General features: G+C 53.8%; 21 protein-coding genes. 13 read left to right on the top strand and 8 right to left on the bottom strand.

Annotation, left to right across the window (positions count from 1 at the left end):
• Positions 1-32: 32 nt before the first annotated feature.
• The 7 genes from A3L08_RS05785 (at position 33) to A3L08_RS05755 (ending at position 8,947) form a co-directional block, all read left to right on the top strand.
• Complete coding sequence (locus A3L08_RS05785; RefSeq protein ID WP_088854115.1) at positions 33-914, top strand: lysylphosphatidylglycerol synthase transmembrane domain-containing protein; 882 nt, start codon at positions 33-35, stop codon at positions 912-914.
• Positions 890-2,113 carry a glycosyltransferase family 4 protein gene (locus tag A3L08_RS05780; RefSeq protein ID WP_088854114.1) on the top strand — a complete coding sequence of 408 codons (1,224 nt, stop codon included), beginning with the start codon at positions 890-892 and terminating at the stop codon, positions 2,111-2,113. The genes A3L08_RS05785 and A3L08_RS05780 overlap by 25 nt, the downstream gene beginning before the upstream one ends.
• On the top strand, positions 2,113-2,835 hold the full coding sequence (locus tag A3L08_RS05775) for a polysaccharide deacetylase family protein (RefSeq protein WP_088854113.1): 723 nt from the start codon (positions 2,113-2,115) through the stop codon (positions 2,833-2,835). The genes A3L08_RS05780 and A3L08_RS05775 overlap by 1 nt, the downstream gene beginning before the upstream one ends.
• A gap of 23 nt (positions 2,836-2,858) precedes the next feature.
• Positions 2,859-3,905 (top strand): AmmeMemoRadiSam system radical SAM enzyme, encoded by a 1,047-nt coding sequence (gene amrS, locus A3L08_RS05770; protein ID WP_088854112.1) that lies wholly within the window; start codon positions 2,859-2,861, stop codon positions 3,903-3,905.
• Entirely contained in the window at positions 3,902-4,729 is an 828-nt protein-coding gene (locus A3L08_RS05765; RefSeq protein ID WP_335755197.1) for a hypothetical protein, read from the top strand. Before amrS ends, A3L08_RS05765 begins: the two co-directional genes overlap by 4 nt.
• A 208-nt stretch (positions 4,730-4,937) precedes the next feature.
• A complete protein-coding gene (locus tag A3L08_RS10245; protein WP_088854110.1) occupies positions 4,938-8,093 on the top strand; it encodes an S-layer protein in 3,156 nt (1,051 codons plus the stop codon).
• Between the two features lie 68 nt (positions 8,094-8,161).
• Complete coding sequence (locus A3L08_RS05755) at positions 8,162-8,947, top strand: hypothetical protein (RefSeq protein ID WP_088854109.1); 786 nt, start codon at positions 8,162-8,164, stop codon at positions 8,945-8,947.
• Here A3L08_RS05755 and A3L08_RS05750 read toward each other — a convergent pair.
• Complete coding sequence (locus tag A3L08_RS05750) at positions 8,937-10,682, bottom strand: radical SAM protein (protein ID WP_088854108.1); 1,746 nt, start codon at positions 10,680-10,682, stop codon at positions 8,937-8,939. The genes A3L08_RS05755 and A3L08_RS05750 overlap by 11 nt on opposite strands.
• A gap of 49 nt (positions 10,683-10,731) precedes the next feature.
• Here A3L08_RS05750 and A3L08_RS05745 point away from each other — a divergent pair, with 49 nt between their 5' ends.
• Positions 10,732-11,271 (top strand): ferritin-like domain-containing protein, encoded by a 540-nt coding sequence (locus tag A3L08_RS05745; RefSeq protein ID WP_088854107.1) that lies wholly within the window; start codon positions 10,732-10,734, stop codon positions 11,269-11,271.
• Here the strand turns inward: A3L08_RS05745 and rsmA are convergent.
• The 5 genes from rsmA to A3L08_RS05720 all read right to left on the bottom strand — a co-directional run bounded on the left by rsmA (position 11,240) and on the right by A3L08_RS05720 (position 14,733).
• Positions 11,240-12,082, bottom strand: coding sequence for a 16S rRNA (adenine(1518)-N(6)/adenine(1519)-N(6))-dimethyltransferase RsmA (gene rsmA, locus A3L08_RS05740; RefSeq protein ID WP_088854106.1), 843 nt, complete (start codon positions 12,080-12,082; stop codon positions 11,240-11,242). The two genes, A3L08_RS05745 and rsmA, sit on opposite strands and share 32 nt — an antisense overlap.
• On the bottom strand, positions 12,079-12,699 hold the full coding sequence (locus A3L08_RS05735; protein WP_088854105.1) for a DUF655 domain-containing protein: 621 nt from the start codon (positions 12,697-12,699) through the stop codon (positions 12,079-12,081). Before A3L08_RS05735 ends, rsmA begins: the two co-directional genes overlap by 4 nt.
• A gap of 68 nt (positions 12,700-12,767) precedes the next feature.
• On the bottom strand, positions 12,768-13,136 hold the full coding sequence (locus tag A3L08_RS05730) for an RNA polymerase Rpb4 family protein (RefSeq protein ID WP_088854104.1): 369 nt from the start codon (positions 13,134-13,136) through the stop codon (positions 12,768-12,770).
• Positions 13,137-13,140: 4 nt separating this feature from the next.
• Entirely contained in the window at positions 13,141-13,437 is a 297-nt protein-coding gene (locus A3L08_RS05725) for a 50S ribosomal protein L21e (protein ID WP_088854103.1), read from the bottom strand.
• Positions 13,438-13,572: 135 nt separating this feature from the next.
• A complete protein-coding gene (locus A3L08_RS05720) occupies positions 13,573-14,733 on the bottom strand; it encodes a tRNA pseudouridine(54/55) synthase Pus10 (protein WP_088854102.1) in 1,161 nt (386 codons plus the stop codon).
• 46 nt (positions 14,734-14,779) lie between these two features.
• Here A3L08_RS05720 and A3L08_RS05715 point away from each other — a divergent pair, with 46 nt between their 5' ends.
• The 4 genes from A3L08_RS05715 to A3L08_RS05700 all read left to right on the top strand — a co-directional run bounded on the left by A3L08_RS05715 (position 14,780) and on the right by A3L08_RS05700 (position 19,201).
• Entirely contained in the window at positions 14,780-15,073 is a 294-nt protein-coding gene (locus A3L08_RS05715; protein ID WP_088854101.1) for a transcriptional regulator, read from the top strand.
• 64 nt (positions 15,074-15,137) lie between these two features.
• Positions 15,138-16,436, top strand: a complete 1,299-nt coding sequence (gene gatD, locus A3L08_RS05710) for a Glu-tRNA(Gln) amidotransferase subunit GatD (protein WP_198362148.1) — start codon at positions 15,138-15,140, stop codon at positions 16,434-16,436.
• A gap of 5 nt (positions 16,437-16,441) precedes the next feature.
• Positions 16,442-18,331, top strand: coding sequence for a Glu-tRNA(Gln) amidotransferase subunit GatE (gatE, locus tag A3L08_RS05705; protein ID WP_088854099.1), 1,890 nt, complete (start codon positions 16,442-16,444; stop codon positions 18,329-18,331).
• 276 nt (positions 18,332-18,607) lie between these two features.
• On the top strand, positions 18,608-19,201 hold the full coding sequence (locus tag A3L08_RS05700) for a hypothetical protein (protein WP_088854098.1): 594 nt from the start codon (positions 18,608-18,610) through the stop codon (positions 19,199-19,201).
• Here A3L08_RS05700 and hmgA read toward each other — a convergent pair.
• Together hmgA and A3L08_RS05690 are read right to left on the bottom strand one after the other, a co-directional pair.
• The gene (gene hmgA, locus A3L08_RS05695) at positions 19,198-20,430 is read right to left on the bottom strand and encodes a hydroxymethylglutaryl-CoA reductase (NADPH) (RefSeq protein ID WP_394335130.1); all 1,233 of its coding nucleotides are present in this window, start codon (positions 20,428-20,430) and stop codon (positions 19,198-19,200) included. The two genes, A3L08_RS05700 and hmgA, sit on opposite strands and share 4 nt — an antisense overlap.
• Before the next feature lie 25 nt (positions 20,431-20,455).
• Complete coding sequence (locus tag A3L08_RS05690) at positions 20,456-21,199, bottom strand: MinD/ParA family ATP-binding protein (RefSeq protein WP_088854097.1); 744 nt, start codon at positions 21,197-21,199, stop codon at positions 20,456-20,458.
• A gap of 146 nt (positions 21,200-21,345) precedes the next feature.
• Between A3L08_RS05690 and tdh the strand changes: the two genes are divergently transcribed.
• Complete coding sequence (gene tdh, locus A3L08_RS05685) at positions 21,346-22,398, top strand: L-threonine 3-dehydrogenase (protein WP_088854096.1); 1,053 nt, start codon at positions 21,346-21,348, stop codon at positions 22,396-22,398.
• The last annotated feature ends 35 nt before the right edge of the window (positions 22,399-22,433 follow it).

The raw sequence follows: 22,433 nt of genomic DNA, 5'->3' as shown, positions 1-22,433 counted from the left end.
AACCCATCGGGAACTTAGGGTAGGTCGTGGCTATGCTTGAGAGCCTTGCAAGCTCCATGAAGCAATATTTTTCAATTGTCAGTAGCGCGTCGCTCAAGTACCTAGCCCTTGCGTTCTTAACGTACTACGTCAGCGTCGTCATATACGGCATCCGGTGGAAGCTCGTCCTCAACGGCATCGGGAGGGACGCACCGCTCAAAGAGCTGGTGAAGGCCATACTCGCCTCGATATTCATGAACAACGTCACCCCTCTCAGCAGAAGTGGGGGGGAACTCCTCAGAATGGCATGGGTCTCAAAGAGAGCCCACATCCCGGTGGGAGTTTCTGCGGTGAGCATAGTCTACGAGAGGACACTCGAGACCATCCCCGTCTTTGCCCTCTTCCTCGTTGGTATGAGCTACTTCTCCTCCGGCGAGCCTCTTCCCTTGGTCCTCCTGGGGATAGCGGGAATAGCACTGATATGGATAAAGTGGGATTCCTTCGTCAGGCTCTCCCTTCGGCTCTTCAGGACGCAGGTTACAAGGGAGGAAATGGAGAAGATAACCTCACTGCGAAAGATGCACAACCTCAACATGATCGCCATACTCCTCAGCTCGAGCATCTGGCTCCTCGACGTGACCCGGTTGAAGCTCATTACAATGGCCTTTGGCCTCAATCTTCCATGGAGCTTGATAGCCGTCATCTCAATAGCCAACCTGCTCTTCGGTCTCATAGCCTTCACCCCCGGCGGGATCGGCATCATCGAGGGCGGCCTCATAGGGACACTCACCTACTTCGGCATCCCGATGGCCATCGCCCTCTCCGTCACCCTGCTGGAGCGCTTCGTTTCCTATGTAGCAAGCAGTCTCGTCGGACTGGCAGTGTTGCTCACCTCCGGAGGGGTTGAAATATGGAAGGCCTTAAAATCGCAATAGCGAGCGACTGGTTCTATCCCAAGGTGGGGGGTATCGAATCCCACATCGACGAGCTCGCACGTAACCTCCTCTTCACCGGTCACGAACCCTACGTCATAACCCACGACTACCGCTACATGAAACCCTATGTGGACAGCTTCCCCTATAGGGTGGCTAGGTTCCCATCGACCATTTACTTCAAAAAATACCACACCAGCGTTGGGGTTGACCAGCTTCGGGGAATAAACGAGCTCTACAAGGAAGTCGGTTTTGACATCACTCATGTTCACAGCATCTACTCACCCCTCTCCGTTGCGGTTTCAAAGCTCTCAAGGGGCATTAGAGGGGTGCCCGTCGTCGCCACCAACCACTCGTTCTATGGGAAGCCGCCGCTCGATTCTCTCATAGGGGCGTTTGTGAGGCGTAACCTCGACAGAATAGACACCTTCGTCGCGGTCAGCACACCTGTGGCTGATGACACCCGCAACCTTCTAAGGAGCAAACTGAACGGCCGCCCCGTCGTGGTTGTTCCGAACGGGATAGACGTCAATAAGTGGCGCCCGCCGGAGCCCGAGGAGAGGGATAAAGCGAGAAGAGACTTGGGGGTGAAAGATGAGATAGTAATCCTCTACCTCGGAAGGATGACCGAGAGGAAGCAGGCCCACAGGATACCCTTCATGGTCAGGGATGCCCTCAGAAGGAGCAACCTGCCAAAGAAGAAGGTAAAGCTCGTCATGATTGGAAACGGACCGATGAGGCCCGTCCTAGAGGAAAATCTGAGGAAGACAGGTATTGGGGAGATAACCGAACTCTACGACTTCATGGAGAGGGGAAGGCTGCTCCCGCTCTACTGGGCGGCCGATCTGGTTCTGATGCCCGGCATTCTGGAGGCTTTCCCGGTGGTTGGACTTGAAGCAATGGCTACAGGAAGACCCGTGATAGGGCGCAATGAGAGCGGTCTCTCCGACATGGTTCTAAACGGCAAGACCGGCCTTCTCGCGGTCAGCGAGGAGGAAATGGCCGAGAACCTGGCAACGGCCTTTCAGGACAGGGAGATGCTCGTGGAGATGGGAATGACGGCAAGGGAACGAGTCGAGAAGGAGTTTTCCTGGGAGGTCGTTCTGAAAAGAATCCTCCGTGTCTACCGCATGACGATGGACATGAGGGACGAGGTGGATCGGCTCTACCTCGCCTACAAGCTGATGAGGAGGATCGGCTGATGATGGTCTCGATAACATTTGATGTGGAGCATGACTGCCCGCCGTATCTAACCACAACGCGGGGCATGGAGAAGGGCCTTCCAAAACTCCTGGACCTGATGGCGGAGAAGCGAGTGAGAGCAACGTTCTTCTTCACGGCGGAGATGGCAAAGCGCTTTCCCCAACTGGTGAAGCGCGTCATCGATGAGGGACACGAGCTCGGGAGTCACAACTACAACCACGAGAGGCTCGATAAGCTGAGCAGGGACGAGGGGAGAAAAGCCATTGAGAAATCCCTTGAAGTTCTGAGGGGGTTCGACGACGTCGTCTCGTTCCGCGCACCCAATTTGCAGTTCCCCAACTACTATTATGATGTACTGGAGAAGAACGGAATCCTCGTGGACTCGTCCAAGGCAACCTACAAAGGTTACAGGGAAGGCGTCAAATTCTTCGGGAACGTTCTTGAGGTGCCTGCCTCGACGACGAGCTCCGTGATAAGGCTCCCCTGGAGATTCCAGAGGATAATCCACTCGCGCCTCAAGGAGCCAAGGGTTTACTTCGCCCACCCCTGGGAGTTCGTGCCGATGCAGAAGGAGAAAATAAGGTGGGACTGCAGGTTCAACACAGGGGACAAGGCCATCGAGCTCCTAGGGATGATCATAGACCACTACAGGTCGCAGGGCGCAAGGTTCTTCACCATGCGCGAGTACTACGACCTCTACGGAAAGCTTAAACGTGAGTGATGGAACTATTAAACGGTGAGACCATGAGAGAGGCCATGTACTGGGAGCCGCTTGAGGGAGGAAAGGTCCGCTGTAAGCTCTGCCCCCTCAACTGCATCATCAACGAAGGTCAGCGCGGCTCCTGCAGGATTAGGAAGAACATCGGTGGAAAGCTCTACACGCTCAACTACGGTAAAGTCTCAGCAATCGGAACCGACCCGGTCGAGAAAAAGCCGCTCTTCCATTTCTGGCCGGGCTCCTGCGCCCTCTCGATAAGCACGGTCGGCTGCAACATGCACTGCAAGCACTGCCAGAACTGGGAGATAAGCCAGGCCGATGAAAGCTTTCCCTACCTTCACGATATGACACCCGAGATGGTAGTCGCGATAACGAAGCGCTACGGCTGCGAGAGCATAGCCTACACCTACAACGAGCCGACGATATGGTACGAGTTCGTCCTCGATACTGCCAGGCTTGCCAAGAAGGAGGGAATCTACAACCTCATGATAACCAACGGTTACATCAACGAGGAGCCCTTCAGGGAGCTCGCCCCATACATAGACGCCATGAACATAGACATAAAGGCCTTCAACGATAAATTTTACATGAAGATAGCGAGTGTCCCAAGCGGCGAGCCGAGCAGGAGGACGGCGATAATCGCGAAGAGGGAATACGGAATCCACGTGGAGCTCACCTACCTAATAATCCCGACGCTCAACGATAATGAGGAAGAGATACGCGCCTTCGCCCGCTGGGTGGTGGAAAACCTCGGTGACGATACACCGGTTCACTTCTCGCGCTTCTTCCCGCACTACAAGCTCAACCACCTCTCGCCGACGCCCATCAAGACCGTCGAGATGGCCTACCGCATCGCTAAGGAAGAGGGCCTAAAGTTTGTCTACATCGGAAACGTCCCAGGCCATGAGGGCGAGAACACGTACTGCCCCAGATGTGGCAAACCTTTAATAGTTAGATGGGGATTTGAGATAACCGAATACAAAATCGAGGATGGGAAGTGCAAATACTGCGGTGAGCCCATTCCCATAGTCGGGACCTACACAAAAAAGCGATATAACTGGATGTGGTGGTGAAATTGGACGAGATCGAGGTTATATTTTACATCGAAGGTCTTGGCAACGACAAGAAAGTTTTAGAAAGCGCTCTGAAGGAGACTGCTGAGAAACTCAGAAGGGACAAGAGTCTGGAGATAGTCGATCTCAAGATGGAAGATGTCATTGAGAACTCAGAAACGGAAACGTTGAAATACTCCGGAATGATAGAGGCCAGACTGAAGGGGACGCTGGAGGCCATCACAATAGCCGCCATAAAGTACGCTCCAGCAGTGGTGGACATAATATCCCCTGGGAAGATTGAGATAACAGCTGAAGAACTGATGAAAGTACTAGGCAAGGTATCGTACATGATGGGTGAGCTCATGGAAAAATTCGGTCCGCTGGCGGCATACCCAAAGTTTGATGAGTTGCCTGAGCCAAAAATCGGCTACACAAGGGACGAGATCGAAGAGTTCATCTTTAACGAGAGAATGATAGTGTACCGCTTCGTCGTTGAGGCCTACGGCAATGATGAGGAAGAAGTCAAGATAGGCCTGGCAAAGGGACTAGAGTACGAAGGGTGTAAGATAAACAAGCTGGTCACTAAGGTTCAGGAGGAAAACAGGGGAAGGAAGTACATTCTAATCGCTCTGGAGCTCGTATCTTCATTTGAAACCCTCTTCCAGCTGACTGCTAAGTACGCTCCCGTTGCGATCTCTATAATAGAGCCAGAGATAATAGACGTAACCGCCTACGAGCTTCAAGGTGCCCTCGTTGACCTGGCGGGATTTGCCTACGAACTAACAACAAGGCCATTGAAGGAAAAAATCATTGAAAAAGAGACATTCAAATTCAAACTGTGAGAGGATATTATCGGCAAAAGGCGAAACGGGTATAGGCATTCAATTAAGCCTCCTTTTTATTTTTACGGCAATTAGCGACCTTCTTTTAAGCTCTGAAAGGGTCTGAAAGCGAAAAGTATATAAACCTTAAACCGAGAGAATGGTATTGACAGTACGTGGTAGGGACCACCTTGGGGCGTAAAGCCCAAAGCCAAGGAGGTGTTGAGAAATGAAGGTGAAGAAGATTGCGGCCCTCGCCGTTGGCGCCGCCATGGTTGGCGCCACTATAGGGTTCGCAAGTGCGCAGCCAACCGTCCCAGAGATTCCGAAGGACTTCTTTGTTAAAGACGGACAGCCAAATGTTAAAATCGTCGTTGGAAGCCAGGGTGCTGCACTTGATGTTGCAAGCGCCGCGGACATAGCAGTCGCTATCGGAAGTATGCTTTACACCGAGAAGGAAGTCGATGCTAACGGCACTAGCGTTGTTCTCAAGAAGGACATCTCAGGGGACTGGGACATTGCCGACCTGCCAGTCTTCGGAGGGGACGTCCTCGGTAAGTACGCCGTTATAAGCGAGGACGCCTACCAGGACCCCGAGGAATACAAGAGCGAATGGGAATACAACTGGTATGGAGTTCCGCTCTACACCGGGGACGTTCCAGTTGCAGTCAAGCTAATGACCTCTGCAGGCGAAGTGCAGGTTCCTCTTGATGGAAGTGCAGTAACTGGGCCCGACGGTAGGGAGTACAAGGTTCTCAAGTACTACAACCTAGGAGAGGATACTGGGACTGTGGTGCTCGACATTGATGGAAAGACATACGCTCTCAAGCTCGGTGAGACCCAGATACTCGAAGTTGTGCCCGAATATGAAGGAGAGATAACCCCCTCAGGAGATATAACACTGCCAATAATGGCAAGTGACCCTGAGACTGGAGACATCGTTAACCTTATCCTCGAAACCAACCCGAACCTCCAGTTTGCCCCCAAGGACGATGACCAGAGCCCACTAACCCTCGCTGAGGGCGAGAAGCTTATAGCAGACCTTACCACAGAGGGGTACACGGGACACTACTTCAAGTTCAATGCCTCAAACATTGATCCAGTTGGTGACACTGGAGACCTGACAATTAGCTGGGACAACACTTCAGTTACTGTCAATGAGGTATACCTCAATGGACAGCAAGTTACAGTTACTGGGAACAGCACAACCTTCACTGGGCTTACAATTGGGGACATCATCGAGTTCTACACTGATGAGGGTATCTTTGACTTCCAGGTAGTCGAAATGAACCAGACAGGAAATCCAGCCGTTGATTACATGCGTCTCAACTTCGACCTTAGTGCCATTGGAGGATACCAGAACGAGTACACCACGAACTCGTTCCCAGCCTCGACCTACCTGGACCTGAAAGAGGGTGAGGTTCAGGACAACGTCAACATAACCACTGTAATACCTGGCAACGTCACATTTGAAATAAAGGACGTTGACACCAATGAGGACAACGTCAAGATAGCCATAGAGTCCGTGTACTACAATGGAGTCAAGACCCTTGTGGATTGGTACAGAGAGTTCGTAATGCTCACGGATGAGCAGCAGCACATGGGAGTCCCAACCTCAGTTGGCAGTGTAACATTCGACATGTACGTAAACTACGTTGGAAGCAGGCCAAACACCATATCCGTTCGCCTTGGCGACTGGGACACCCTTGCCGAGGGAGAGTGGTTCCTCGTTGGAGACTTTAACGTGACTGTGGAAGACATCGATCTCGGAGATGGAGAAGTGACCCTCCACATCAGCACGATTCCAGGAAGCGACATAATAGTTGACCAGGATGTCGTTGTTGATCTCAATGATGAAGTCCTTGCAGACTTGGAGTTCAGCATGGAGTCCATTGAAATATCAGTTGATCTCGTATCTGAGGGTGTAACCTTCGAGAGCGTTGTATGGGAAGAGAACACCGAGCGTGGATACGGCAAGTTCGGAGACAGCTACTGGGCAGATGGCACCTGGGACGAGGAGACCATAGGACCAGGCATCGTGTCAAACTTCATCGAATGGAATACCCACCAGGGCGACTACCCCGACACCTACTCAGAGGAGGCCACCTTTGAGATATCCCAGATAGAGATAAAGGACCTCAAGAAGTATGTCGACAAGAACATCGTTCCGCCAGAAGACGCTACGGTGGTAATACCCGAGGGCGGCATCAGCATAACCGTTGACCTCGGCTACGACGTAGTAACCTACCAATACTGCAGCAACCCATACTGTGAGTACCTCGGAGGCGACCCAGATGTGGCGGGTGAGTACCCAACCGCCTCAAGTGACGGACACGTTAACGGCGCCTACGAAGGAGACACTCTGACCATCGTTCCGTTCGAAAAGACTGTCAGCATACTTGACATTGGAGACGACTACTTCACCTACGGTGTTGACTACGGCTCACAGTGGTACAAGGTCGGAGATGAGAAGACCTTCGACGACTACGTCCTAAAGGTACTCGACATAAACATCTTCGAGCAGAAGGTCCTCCTCCAGCTCAGTGAAGTCGGCGGTGAGCCGGTTATCCGCTCAGTCAAGGTCGGTGACACCACCAAGCTCGGTGGCCTCTACGTTACTGTGGAGGACGCCTTTATTGGTGCTACCCAGGACGTCATAGCAAAACTCAGCGTAAAGGTTGAGGAGGGCAAAGTCGTAAGCGGCAGCGAGAAATACAGCCTCGCTCCAGGATACGTTACCCACCTCGACATCAAGGAAGACAGCGCTGGCTACAAATACATCGACAAGATAACCTTCGTCAACAGCGAACCCATCGAGGGTGAGACGATAGACATATTCAACACCTATGAGATTGACTATGTCTACACTGCCAAGGAAGTCAACTGTGTCAAGGGAGACGACGAGTTCACCAAATATCTCGTCAACGCAGAGGTCGTCATCGACCCGTACCCGTACTACATCTACGAGACCCTGGAAGTCGGCGACGAGGTTGGAGCCGCCGACAATGAGCACACTGGCTGGATCGTTGATGCCATAACCGCTGAGAAGTACACCCAGGTCACCCCAGGAGAGGCCAAGCCGATAACCGTCCTCGACACTGAGATCATGGAGGCAGGCCTCGAGAGTGTTGACAGCAACCTGATACTCGTCGGTGGTCCAGTGGTCAACAGCGTTGCAGCGGCCCTCGCTGAGAAGCTTGAGATCCCGACCGACTACGACGGCTGGGAGAGCGAGTACGGCACCGGCGCTGACAGCGGCGTCATCAAGTACATCGCCGAGGTCAGCGACATCAACGGCTACGGTGTCGTCCTCGTTGCCGGTACTGACAGAGAAGGTACCCAGGCCGCCGCAGAGGCCCTCATGGAGTACCTCGCTGGCCTCTGAACTTTCTTTTCTTCTTGATCTTAAACTTTTTAATCTTCTAACATTAACCAATTCTGGAGGTCTGGGAAGTGAACAAGAAGTTCATTGGAGCCATTGTAATCCTTGTATTGGTCCTCTTACCAATATCCTATATAGGCTATGGATACACGAAGTTTGACGAGCAGATTGCTCCCAAACCTAACGCGGTTTCCTACCAGTTTGTTGTTATAAAGCCTCCAGAGAGCACAAACTACGTTATCATATCCGCAAGGACATTCCTAAATTTAACTCAGAGTGGAAACTGGTCCCCCCCAACTGGCTCAAAAATATATCCGGTCACAATTATTACGGGAATAACTGGAGATCTCGGAACCGACATGAACCTCACGTTTAGATCAAGGTACGAGAGATTTACAATAATCATGGGAAGTACAGAAGTAAAAACGTGCTCCACAGACCCTTCAATGTTCCCAGGCAACTGTGCAGAGAGAGCAGCAGCAGTCACCGAAATCACGGCAATGGCGTCCAACATCTTTAAGGATCACTTTTACTACGAGGGACTTTCCCAAGGAATGAGCGAAAGTGAGGCAAAAGCGTATGCATTCAAAGAGACCACTAAGCGTTACGGAAAAGCCTACTTGGCCTTCTTCACAAAAGCCCAGATAGGCCTTGGAACCATAGGCAACGAAAAGCACCTTGCAGTAATACTACTAGGCCCCGCTGAAGGAAGTGAGTCCAATAGGATAATCATTCCAAAACAAGGGTTGGTGGTGATTGAAGGAAAAACCGACGATGCACTCAGGGCAGAGATAGCCCTAATTGAAAAAGCAATTAACTTCAGCTGGCCGGAGAACAACTCCACAGCTACAGGGTGATCAACCCCTCCAGCATCTCTCTATTTTTTCCATCAGCAACGCTGAAAAACTCCTCCTTCGTTCTGAACGGTCTTGATGCCAGGATTTTTACAGCCCTCTTCTTGCCAATGCCTGGGAGATAGCCAAGAACCCTGGGAGACTCAGTGTTAACGTTTATCGGAACCGGGATCCCGGTTATGCTTCTGAACCCGTGATCCACTATTAGGACGTCGTAGAACCTGTTGAGAGGCATCTCCTTGGGGATGCCGACTATGAGAGGGTAGCTCCCTATCTGCCTGCCGTAGGTGAGGCCATTGTCGAAAACCTCTGCCCTGACATCGCGCAGAATCGTGCCGACGGGAACGACGCGCCTGAGCATCGGAAGGTCTATCTCGTGCCTTATCTTGTACTTGTAGTGCTGGATGAGCTTCTTGTGTTTCTCGGTTTTGATTTTGCTCCTGAGGTGCCAGAGGGGAGTTCCGGGAAAGACTACTACCTGCCGGATGTTTATTCTCCTGACCATGAGGCCATCATCGAGGAGCCTCTTAAGGAGCTGGAACGTTAATTCATAGCTCTTCTTTGTCTCGCCCGGAAGGCCGAAGATTATGTTTATCCCCGGCAGGAGCCAGGGCATTCCGTTTGGACCTCTCCTCGCGCCGACCTCGTTGAGAATCCTTACTGCTTCATAGGTTTCCTCCGCGGTTGCGTTCAGGTTGTTAAGCCTGGCAATCTTCGGGTCGGCGCTTTCAAGGCCGAAGGCAACGACGTTGCCGGGAGTGCCGTATTTTATGAGCGCTTTGGCGATTCTTATGCTCTCCTCTGGATAGTTGGCTATAACTGCCGGATTCGCGTTGTCAACGTGGAGGGTTTTGACATCAAGGGCAACCGAGCGTATCCCCCTGAAAAGCTTCTCAAGGGCATCCGGGTTGGGGACTGGGACGCGCCCGTTGGGCTTCGCCATGTAGGAGAAGATGCAGCTCTGTCGTCCAACCCTGAAGTGTCTCACGCCGAGGTCGTAGAGGGCCTTGACCTCAGCAACGATGTCTTCAATCGGCCGGTCTTCAACGGTTCTGTAGCGAACCGGCTCGGTGCAGAAGGAGCAACCCCCAATGCCCATAGCCTTTGGACAGCCCCGCTGGGTTTCAATTTCAACTATCACAAAATCCGGAAAGTCCGGGAACTGCTTGACCACCTCAGCACCAATAATTGCATAATCCCTTAATTCATTGTAGTTCCTGAAGCGGAAGGGGTCTGCGTCTTTTGGGTTCGTTAAGTAGTCAAACAGGAACGCCTCAAGGTCACCGTAAACGATGTGGTCAAAGATAGACTGGGCAAGCAAGAGTTCCCGGGAGGTTATCTTTGTCCCACCAGCATGGGCGGAGCCCATGAAAGCCGGCCCGCCGAGGATTTTAACGCCGCCGAAAGGTTTGATGAACCTCGCCACCTCTTCAACCTGGGACGGAACGGCAGAGAGGTACTTCCCCGGCGTGTGGAGGCCACCGATGTATATGATGACGTCTGCCTTTTCCAGAATTTCCCTGGCCTTTGGGAAGTTTGGAGTCTTATTCTTGGTGGCAATCCCATTCTCACCCTCGAAAGCAGCCCTCAGGTCATCTATGGTCAGATAAAAGACCCTGGCGTCTTTCCTGGCCTTTTTTATAGCGCCGTAGGCGTAGCGTGGGTAAATACCCAGGTAGGGAGGGACCCCCAGGCCTGCGGGTTCATCAGTGTAGCCGTCGATGATAGCGACTATCATGCTTGCTGGTTCGTGAGAGGGGTTTAAAAAGATAAGTGGATTATATCCGATGGTGGGCGCAATGGAGCTGAAGTTTTCTGGGGAGGAAAAACGGAACCTGCAGTCAATAATTGACAAGCTGAAAAGGCTCAGCCCGCAGGAACTTCTCTCATACTGGATAAACGCGGAGCTGGACGAAGCCGAGACCTACAACACTCTGGCGGAGATTGTGAGGGAGTACAGCTGGGACCCGAAGATACCAAAACTTTTTGAAGAACTGGCCAGAGAAAGCCTGGAACACGCTGAACTTCTTCTTAAGGAGTACAGGCGCACGTACGGGGGTGAGAAACTCATCGATACCGGGATACCGGGCATAGAACTCGAGCTATCTATGGGAGAGTTGGAGAGGTACATCAGGAGCGGAAGGCTCGGGGATCTGATATCAGTCTTGATGGAAAGCGAGAGGATGGCGCAGGAGATATACAGGTGCCTGGCGGAAAAGTCCTCCGGGAAGACCAGGGAGCTGTTTGAACACCTGGCCAGCATTGAAAATGGGCACTACCTCAGGCTCAAGGCCCTCAAAGAGTCACTCGAGGAGTCAGGGGGATGATCCCCTCCTCCCCGAGGAACTCTTCGATTTCCCAAACGTCCTCAGGGGAGAGCTGAAACACCCTCTCGTTAGCGTGTGGTATCCTCGAAAGTATGCCCTTAACCCGTTTAAACTCTTCCTTGGTCAGTCCCAGCATATGATGCGACTTCTTGAGGGCCGAGAGAACGGTGCTTCTCCTGTGCTGGAAGAGTGCCCTCACGAGGTTTTCATCCAGCTCTATACGTTCTTCAGGCGGTTTGGGTTCCAAAATCACCACCGCTGAGTCAACCTCAGGCTTCGGCCAGAAGGCGCCTCTGCCTATGCGTTCGGCGATTTCAGCGTGGGCTTTTGCCCGGATCATAAGCGAGAGACGGGAGTAGTTTTTTTCTCCCGGTTTTGCCACCATCCTCTGCGCGAACTCAAGCTGGTATATCAGAACCGCCCTCTCGAACTCGTGCTTCAAGAAGCGGAACGTTACCGGGGAGGAAATCTGGTAGGGGAGGTTGGAGACAATTTTATTGAACTCTGGAAAGGGAACCTTGAGTGCGTCGCCCTCGATTATCTCCACGTTGGGCCAGTCATATTCATTGCGGAGGATTTTAACCAGCAGGGAATCCTTCTCGATTGCATAGACCTTTCCGGCTCTCCCTGCGAGGGCATCTGTTAAAACCCCGAGGCCAGGGCCGACTTCGAGGACAGTATCCTTCTCGCTGAGCCCCGCCCTCTCAACGTTTCTCTCTATTATATCGGGCACGATAAGAAAGTTCTGCCCGAGGTTTCTGTTCGGTTTCAGGTTGTACTTGGAAATTAAATAGAAAAGGCGCTCCCTCATACGCGGAATAGCCTCCTTGATCCTACGAAGAGGCGATAGCGATCCTTGCCCTCAATCTCTTCCACGACACGCTTGGTTATCATCTTAACTGGGTCTGGCAGTCCTTTCACCCTCTCGTGGAGGTCCTTGAAGCTCTTGAACGGCTCTCTCTTGCGCTCGTCTAGTATCTCCCACATGTGTTTCTTTCCTATCCCCGGAAGGAGCTCGAGGCTGTGGAGTCTGTTCGTTATCGGCGGCGCCATGTTGAAGAACTGGACGAAGCGCTCCTCGTTGTTCTTGATTATCTCCTCGACAACGTAGGGCAGCTCGGCCTTTGCAGTGGGGGTGAGGTCATCGTAGTGGATCTTCTTGTTGATCATGAGTATCTTGTCCCTCGGCCCCTTGCCTATAAAGACCCTCTCGTAGAGCATGAGGTCCTCTTTGGGGGCAACCTCAAGTAGGGTGAAGGCCTTTTCACCTATAACCTGTGCAACGGGCTTGCCGGTTCGCCTGCCTGTAGTTAAATCCGTGTAGCCCTCCGGCAGGTAGTCCAGCACATACGCGTACTCCTCATACTCAACGTTCCGCTTCTTCTTGTCGAGGCTTTCTCGGTAAGAGTGTCTCCGGTACCTATCCATCGTCTCTCCCCCAGAAATTATACCCTCCCGGAGTTTTTATACTTTGTCTAAGAGAAAAGAAGAGAGGATCACTCCTCGGGACGGTAGTCGTCGAGGAGCCTTATTATCTCCTCGGCCTCCTCCTTGGTAGGCATGTAGTCCTCCTTGGCAAATATGACGCGGATGTCGAAGTAGTCCTCTGGGAGGAGGTCTATCAGCTTAACCGCTATCCTCTCGTCTATCCAGTCAAAGAGGCCGAGGAGCTTCTCCTTCAGCTCAGCCGCCTGCTCCGGCTTGAGCTTGGCGAAGCGTTCCGCGTGCTCGAGGCTAACCCTGGCCTCGTAGAACATCGGCTCCTCCGGGTTCTCCTCCATGCCCTCCGCCTTACGCCTCTCGAGGAGCTCCTTGGTCTCGGCTATCGTTAGGTAGTGCTCCTCGAGCTTTTTCCTTCCTATCATACGATCATCCCTTCTGCGCCCTGAGGTGGACCGGGTGTATGAAGAAGGTCTTAACCTTACCGCCGTCCTTTATCTGAACGACGTAGGCATCGCCGCGCTTGCCGACGACGGTTCCGGTCCTTCCGTGGAACCTCGGGTCGGGCATTCCCCTGTGGTAGCTCGGCTCTATGACTATGTGAACCTTCTGCCCGACCTCGAACTCCTGAAGGAACCTGGTGAGCGGGGGCAGGCCTCTCCTCCTCGGGCTCTTGCTGAGCTTTCCGCGGGTCTTCCTCCTGAAGCTGTGGGCTTTCTTAACCATTCCAATCACCTCGCAGGGTTTTACTCATCGCGCAACGGACGCAAACACGTTTTCAGGTGTTCAAACCTTTTCGGCATACCGACTAAGCCTGTTAGGGCTTCGCTATCCAATCGGCGGGAACCGTTTATAAAGTTTTCAGTCGTCGAGAATGTTCAGAACGTCGAGCCTTTCGCACCACGCGGGCTTTCCGAGCAGGTCGCTCACGCTCGGCTTCGTCCTGCCTTTATCCCCGGAGACCAGCTCCTTGATGTAGAGGCCGCCGTCGGTGACCAGCCTTAGCTCGAAGTGTTTCTCATCGAGCCACCTCGCCTCCGCCTCGTGAACCCTCTTGACCCTCACTTTATCGGCCCTCACTTTCCTCACGCGCCATGGGGTTCTCTGGTGGATTTCTAAGCCTTTAAGCTTCCTCGCGACTTCCTCTGCTTCCTCCGGCGTTACGCCGTCTTCGACGAGAACTAAAGCAAGGTATTCCTTGCGGTGGTTCTTGGTGAGGACTTCCTCGGCTTCCTTTGGTGCGACGAAGCTAAGATCGAGGACTTCAACCCTGCCACTCGCGTTTATCTCCTCTGCTATCGATTTAAGGTCGAGCTTCCTCCTCCGGGGCCTCTTGATCTCGACGATGAAGGGCCTGCCGTTGCCGAGCATTCTGACATCAACGTCCTCCCTTCCGGCACCTTTGAAGACGCACTTCCCACCGCTCGCCCCTGAAAATGCTCTGCAGATTATAGAAGCAACGCTGTCCTCGAAGTCCGGCAGGGGTGTCTGGGGGATGCCGCGGACAAGCTTTCTGTAGCGGCCGTAGACGTAGATGGGGTTTATCTGGAGCTCGAGTTCAGCGGAGTACGGCTCCACGATGAAGACAACATCGGGGTTCCGGGCAGTGTCCTTTCCCGTGGCCAGGCCAAAGGCCTTCCCCAGCTCGCGGTTGAACTCGCGGTTTATCGGCTCTCCAGTTTCGATTCCAAACTCCCTCCAGATGACTTCCTCCTTCTCACGGACTTCAGCCGGAAAGCGCGAGCCGACGAGGAAAGTATCGAACTCTATTCCCGCGGAAGCCTCCTTCATCCTCTCCACAAGCTCGGGAATCCTCTCAAAGACGTTACCGCAGAGCCCACATTTTTTCGGCTCGGTTATTGGGGGCAACCCGGCGGCAGCGCGCTCCATGTTGAGGACGAACCTTATCGCTCTCCCCCTCTCCTCGTTGGTTCCCTTACCGAGCCTCGCGAACAGCCTGCCGAGGCAGTGGTCGCACAACTCGTACTTCTCAAGTACTCTCCCCGCTTTTTCGGTTATCATGCTCTCACCTTAAGCTTTATATCCCATCCGCTCCAAAGGTCTCGCGATGATGACTCGCAGACAGCGAATAATAAAGCTTTTGGAGGAGAGGGACTACTCACCGAGCGAGCTGGCACTGGCCCTGGACATGAGGGGAAAGGGCATCAAAAAGGTAATCCTCGAAGACCTGAAGGCAATCTCCAAAACGCTCAAACATGAGGGGAAGGTTCTTCTCATAAAGCCCGCAGAGTGCAGGAAGTGCGGCTTCGTCTTCAAGCCGGAGATAAAGCTTCCGAGCAAGTGCCCGCGGTGCCACTCGTCCTGGATAGAGGAGCCCCGCTTCAAAATCGAAATCCGCTAACGTTTTAACGCTTCCCGCGTCATCAGGTCGGAGGGGTGATAACGTGAGGAAAGTTGAGGCGTTCATGAAGGAGAAGGGCCTTTCCCTTGGCGACCGCGTTTCGGTCGTTAAGAGGGAAGGGGACAGGAGGATAAGGTACGAGGGCATAGTCATGCCGCCCTACGAGCTCTCCCCCGGAGAGACCCTTACGATAAAGCTCGATAACGGCTACAACGTGGGTGTAAGGATAGAGCTCATAGAGAGCGTTGAGGTCATTGAGAAGGCCAGGCCCGGGGAGGAAGTGGCGTTCAAAGAGGTGCTCCCCAGGAAGGAGGGCCTGCCGGGCGTCACGATACTGGGAACGGGCGGAACCATCGCGAGCAAGATAGACTACAAGACCGGAGCGGTTCACGCGGCCTTCACCGCGGAGGAGCTGGCCAGAGCTGTCCCGGAGATCTTCGAGATAGCAAACATAACGCCAAAGCTCCTCATGAACATCATGAGCGAGGACATGAAACCGGACTACTGGAAGAGGATGGCCCACGAGGCGGCGAAGGCCCTGAACGCGGGCGAGGACGGGGTTGTAATCGCCCATGGAACGGACACTTTAGCGTACAGTGCGGCCGCTTTGAGCTTCATGCTCCGCGACCTCGAAAAGCCGGTGATATTCGTTGGCTCCCAGAGGAGCTCCGACAGACCGAGCAGCGATTCTGCCATGAACCTAATCTGCTCGGTCAGGATGGCAACAGCAGACTTTGGCGAGGTGGCGATAGTCATGCACGGCGAGACGAGCGACACCTACTGTTTAGCCCACCGCGGCACCAAGGCCAGGAAGATGCACACCTCAAGGAGGGACGCCTTCAGGAGCATAAACGACGTGCCCATAGCAAGGGTATGGCCGAAAGGGGAGATAGAGTTCCTGAGGAAGGACTACAGGAAGAGGGGAGAAAGAGAGGTCTGGGTTGACGATAGAATGGAGCCGCGCGTAGGGCTCCTCAAGGTCGTGCCCGGAATAAGCTCCGAGCTCATAGACTTCTTCGTTGACAGGGGTTACAGGGGTCTCGTGATCGAAGGAACCGGCCTCGGGCACACGCCCAACGACATCATCCCAGCGATAGAGCGCGCCACCGAGGAGGGCATGGCGGTTTGCATGACGAGCCAGTGCCTCTACGGCAGGGTCAACCTCAACGTCTACTCCACCGGAAGGAGGCTCCTCAAGGCGGGCGTGATTCCGTGCGAGGACATGCTCCCGGAGACGGCCTACGTCAAGCTGATGTGGGTTCTCGGCCACACCGACGACCCGAAGGAAGTCCGCGAGATGATGCTGACGAACTACGCCGGCGAGATAACGCCCTACACGAGGTTTGACACTTACCTGAGGTGATGAGGATGGCTGAGAAGTTCAACTACGAGGAGCTTGGCCTCAAGGTCGGCCTTGAGATTCACAGGCAGCTCGACACGAAGAAGCTGTTTTCACCCGTACCGAGCGAGTTCAGCGAGGACGTTGACTTCACGTTCGAGAGACGCCTAAGGCCGACAATGAGCGAGCTCGGCGAGATTGATCCCGCCGCTTTAGAGGAGTTCAAGAAGGGGAAGGTCTACGTGTACGAGGGCAACTACGAGCTCACCGACCTGGTTTACATGGACGAGGAGCCCCCGAGGGGGCCCGACGAGGAGGCCCTCAAGACCGCGCTCCAGATAGTCTACCTGCTCAACGCCGTGCCCGTTGACGAGGTTCACTTCATGAGGAAGATCGTCATAGACGGCTCGAACGTTTCCGGCTTCCAGAGGACGGCCATAGTGGGCATGGAGGGGAAGGTGGACACCCCCTGGGGAAGCGTTGGCATCCCGACGGTCTGCCTTGAGGAAGACGCCTGCAGAATCGTTGAGAGGGGCGAGAAGAAGGTAATCTACCGCCTCGACCGCCTTGGCGTCCCGCTCGTGGAAATAGCCACCACCCCGGACATCCACCACCCGGAGCAGGCAAAGGTCGTCGCCAAGTTCATAGGCGACGCTTTGAGGGCAACTAGAAAGGTCAAGCGCGGCCTCGGAACCATCAGGCAGGACCTCAATGTCTCCATCAGGGATGGAGCGAGGGTCGAGATTAAAGGTGTGCAGGAGCTCGACATGATACCCCTCATCATCGAGCGCGAGGTGGAGAGGCAGGTAAACCTGCTCAAGATACGCGATGAGCTCCGCGAGAGGGGTGTTAAGCCGGAAGACCTTAACGAAGAGTTCCACGACGTTACCGACGTGTTCCAGAACACCGGTTCAAAGATAATCGCGAGGGCGATAAAGAACGGTGGAAAGGTTCTCGCGGTTAAGCTCCCCGGGTTCCGCGGGCTGATCGGCAGGGAGATTCAGCCGGGCAGGCGTTTGGGCACCGAAATGGCTAACAGGGCGAGGAAGTACGTGCGCGGAATCTTCCACATTGATGAATTACCGAACTATGGAATTACAGAATTAGAGGTTAATGCAGTTATCGAAAAGCTTAACCTCGGGGAGAATGATGCCTTCGTCCTCGTCGCGGCCGAGGAGGAGACCGCAAGGAAGGCCCTGCGCGAGGTCGTCAAGCGCGCTAAGGAGGCCATAGAGGGCGTCCCCGAGGAGACGAGGAGAGCTTTACCGGACGGCAACACCGAGTACATGCGCCCGCTCCCGGGAAAGGCGAGGATGTACCCCGAGACGGACGTGCCCCCGATAGAGATAACCGAGGAGCTCAAGCGCAGCATCATCGAGAACCTCCCCGAGCTCCCGCAGGAGAGGGTTGAGCGCTTCGTCAGGGAGTACAGAATAGACAAAAGCCTCGCCGAGACGCTGGTCAACGATGAGCGCGATGAGCTCTTCGAGGAGCTTGTGAAGAAGGGCCTCAAGCCGTCCCTCGTGGCCTCGATACTGGTTGTGGTTCTCAAGGGACTGAAGAAAGAAGCTCCGATAGAGAACCTCACAGAGGAGCACATAAGGGAGGCCTTCGAGCTCTACATTGAGGGTAAAATAGCAAAGGAGGCCTTTGAGGAGATATTCAAGGAGCTCGCAAAGAACCCGACAAAGACTGCGAGGCAGGTCGCAGAAGAGAAGGGATTAACCCTTCTCAGCGAAGAGGAAGTCGAGAGAATAATAGACGAGGTGGTTCAGCAGAACATCGACGTCATCAAGGCCAAGGGAATGGGCGCAATGGGCATGATAATGGGCCGCGCGATGGCGAAGCTCCGCGGCAGGGCCGACGGAAAGCTCGTCAACCAGCTCGTGAGGAAGAAAATCCAGGAAATAGCGGGCTGAGCCCCCTTTCTATTTTCTACGGTCAGAGCATCGGCTCCTCATCACGGTTCAGAGTGAGGGAAATAAGTCATCATCCCTGTAAGTCCACTAGTGTGCAACTTTTTAAAGTCTACGGCGTAGTTCCATTTTACAAAAGAAGGCGGCTGCAGGTTCTCCTCTTTGCCCGTTTTAAACGACCAAGAACCGGATGTTATCGTAGAACATCAAGTTTTTTCTACCAGAGATTTTCATTTATGATGCCGAAATACTTTTAATTGTGAAATCGTAAGGAGGAACATGTCTCTCGTAGATGCTTTTCAGCCGGTCATCGTTTTTTACTACGCTCCAAAGGACATCCCCCTCGAGAGGGTTAAGGAGGTGTTCCCCTCCGCCCTTGAGTTCAAGAATCCCGACGTTGCAAGCTTCTTAACGCTGTCAGAGGGCATTAGTGGCAGAACAAGCCTCCTTATACTCGACGTGAAGGACGGTTCCAGGTACGTCTTCATCCAGCCTCTGGAGAAGAGAATCATCGCAGTTAATGAAATGATACCCAAAGTCTACGTGTTCCATCCGAAGCAGGCCGGGGAGTTCTTCTCCCTTCTCGCCAAGGACGAACTGGATAAAATCACGGAATCAAAGCTTAGGAAAGGCAACCCCTGGAGGTTCCTCCTCGATGGAATACTCGCCATTGTAATCGCGGCCCTCAGCGATTACTTCAACCTTGGGCTATGGGGTGCGATAATCCTCGGGGCCCTCTTCTCGATCGTCGAGTACCTCTTCGGTCCCAAGGGGCAGAAGGGCAAACTGATAAACGTGATGCCCTCCAAAACCTGGAGTCAGATGCTGAAAAAGGCCGAAAAGAAGGGAGAACTCGAGAGGATAACGCTTTAACGTCCTAGCTCCTTGTGGGCCTTCGCGAGGTGCTTGGCGGCTATCGCGGCCAGGAGAGAAAGTTCGCCCGCCAGCACAGCCCCGGCTATTATCTCGGCGAACTTCTTGGCGTTCGTTCCGGGCGGATCTCCTCCGCCTGCAACGCCCATAATGCTCAAAGCTTCCCTTTGAGTTGGAACCCTCGTTCCGCCGCCGACGGTTCCTACCTCAAGGCTCGGCATGGTTACGCTTATGTAGAGGTCGCCCTCAGGTGTGACCTCCGCCAAAGTTATGCCGTGCGAGCCTTCAGTAATCTGAGCTTCGTCCTGGCCTGTCGCTAAAAATATCGCCCCAACTATGTTCCCAAAGTGGGCGTTGAAGCCGTAGCTTCCTGCCTGGGCAGAACCGACGAGGTTCTTGCGGTAGTTGACTTCGGCTATGAGCTCCGGAGTCGTCTTCAGCTTCTTCTCGACTATCTCCCTCGGGATTAAAGCCTCGGCTATGACCGTCTTGCCGCGCCCGTTGATGAAGTTCATGGCGTTGGGCTTCTTGTCGACGCAGAGGTTGCCCGAGAGAGCCAGGTACTTAACGTCGGGGAACTCCTCCTCAATGACCTTCATTATCTCCTCGCTCGAGATGGTGACCATGTTCATACCCATCGCATCGCCGGTCTCGAACTCGAAGCGGAGGTAGAGGTTGTTGCCCACTATGTACGGCTTGACGTCCCTCAACCTCCCGTGTCTGGTGACATTTGATACCGCCTTCTCCTGGAGGTAGTCGAGGTTGTTCTTGACCCACTCTGCAACTTCCCTAGCCCTCCTCGCATCTGGACACTTGAGGAGGGGGGCGCGCGTCATCTTGTCGCCTATTATGGTGGTCTTAACTCCTCCAGCGGCGGTCAATGCCGAGCAACCGCGGTTGACTGAGGCTACCAGCGCGCCTTCTGTTGTTGCGAGGGGAATGTAGAATTCACCCTTCGCGTATTCCCCGTTGATCTTGAGGGGCCCGGCGACACCCATGGGTATCTGGACGACGCCTATCATGTTCTCGATGTTCTTCCCTATCACTCTGTTGGGGTCTATAGAGTAGTGGCCGATGTTCTCGAGGCTGATACCAAACTTACGCTCAAGGGCCTTTCTCCTTATTTCAGTGGCGAGCTTCTTGTCGCCGTTCGTGTACTTCTCAACCTGATGCAGCTTTATTTCCCCATTGGCTACCTTCTCCACAAGTTCTTCGAAGTTCACATCCATAAGGACACCCCTCCAGAACTTGAAATCAGCCGAATATCCATTCCTCAAGGACTTCCCCAGTCTCCTGGAAGGCTATGGCCGCGTCGCTCTTGGGACGGTACTTCAGGATGGGGACACCAACGTTGATGGATTCAGGGACGTTGTTATCAAAGGGTATCCACCCTATAACGGGAACGTTGAGATCTTCCTCAACAGCCTCGATGACTTTGTCAACGACGTCCCCAGACTCACGAACCTTGTTAAGGATAACCCCGATGTTCAGGTTGTACCTCTCTCCCAGGGCCTTCAGCTTCTCGATCTCATTCTCCACCATGGTCTCAAAAGAGTATATTGGTGAGCGCTCTATCTCAACGACTATGAGCTGATAATTCGCAACTTCAAAGGTGGGGAGGGTGTCAAAGGGTATCCCTGTGGGGGAGTCAACGAAAATAACGCCGAACTTGTACTTAACCCTCTCGAGGATGTCCACAAGCCTTCTGGGGGAGATTCCAAGAACGTCCTGGAGCTGAGTGCTCCCGGGCATGACGTGGACGCCCGTTTGAGGGTGCCTGTATATCGCCCACTCCGGGTCTATGTCTGGATTCTTCAGGACAGAGTGGAGAGTGTATTTAACGGTGTCAAACCCAAAGTGAAAGCCAAGGTTGGGAAGGTAAAGATCACCGTCAACGGCGAGAACACGGTATTCCCTCATTGCAAGAAAAGTGCTTAAGTTAGCAGTAGTAGTCGTCTTCCCGGCACCACCCCTCCCTGTTACAACTATGAGCACCATTTCTAGACCCCTCCACGTGAATAAGATACTCCTGGAATATAAGGTTTCCGATGGCCGGGGGGAACACTGGCTTCCATTCGTCCCCGCAAAAGGTTTATATCGCTCCCTGTTCAGATACACATTGAAAGGTTAAGGAGATGATTCCCATGGCTGAAAAAATGCCTGCTATCATGAAAACCAAGCCGGCTTACGGTGCCGAGCTCGTCGAGGTTGACGTTCCAAAGCCAGGTCCGGGCGAGGTTCTCATAAAGGTTCTGGCGACGAGCATCTGCGGTACTGACCTTCACATCTACGAGTGGAACGAATGGGCGCAGAGCAGAATAAAGCCGCCCCAGATAATGGGTCACGAAGTGGCTGGGGAGGTCGTTGAAGTCGGCCCCGGCGTTGACACCCTCCAGGAGGGCGACTACATAAGCGTCGAGACCCACATCGTCTGCGGCAAGTGCTACGCGTGCAAGCACAACCGCTACCACGTCTGCCAGAACACGAAGATATTTGGCGTTGACATGGACGGCGTCTTCGCCGAGTACGCCATAGTCCCTGCCCAGAACGCCTGGAAGAACCCGAAGGACATGCCTCCGGAGTACGCCTCCCTCCAGGAGCCCCTCGGAAACGCCGTCGATACCGTCCTGGCTGGACCGATAGCGGGGAGGAGCACGCTCATCACCGGAGCTGGCCCGCTCGGACTCCTTGGAATAGCGGTTGCGAAGGCGAGCGGCGCTTATCCCGTCATCGTGAGCGAGCCGAGCGAGTTCAGAAGGGAGCTAGCGAAAAAGGTCGGCGCCGACTACGTCATCAATCCCTTCGAGGAGGACCCGGTCAAGGCCGTGATGGACATAACCGACGGCGCCGGGGTTGAGGTCTTCCTCGAGTTCAGCGGAGCTCCCAAAGCCCTTGAGCAGGGTCTTAAAGCGACCACCCCGGGAGGAAGGGTTTCCCTGCTCGGCCTCTTCCCGAGGGACGTTACGCTCGACTTCAACAACCTCATGATCTTCAAGGCCCTTGAAGTACACGGCATCACCGGAAGGCACCTCTGGGAGACCTGGTACACAGTCTCAAGCCTCATCCAGAGCGGAAAGCTCAACCTTGACCCGGTAATCACCCACAAGTACAAGGGCTTCGACAAGTTTGAGGAGGCCTTCGAGCTCATGCGCGCTGGCAAGACCGGAAAGGTCGTCTTCTTCCCGCACAAGGGTTGAAGTTTTCCTTCTCTTTTCCCAATAGTTTTTACGGC

It is taken from the genome of Thermococcus pacificus (assembly GCF_002214485.1).
Lineage (GTDB): Archaea > Methanobacteriota_B > Thermococci > Thermococcales > Thermococcaceae > Thermococcus > Thermococcus pacificus.
This window is presented reverse-complemented; position numbering and strand designations above follow the sequence as displayed.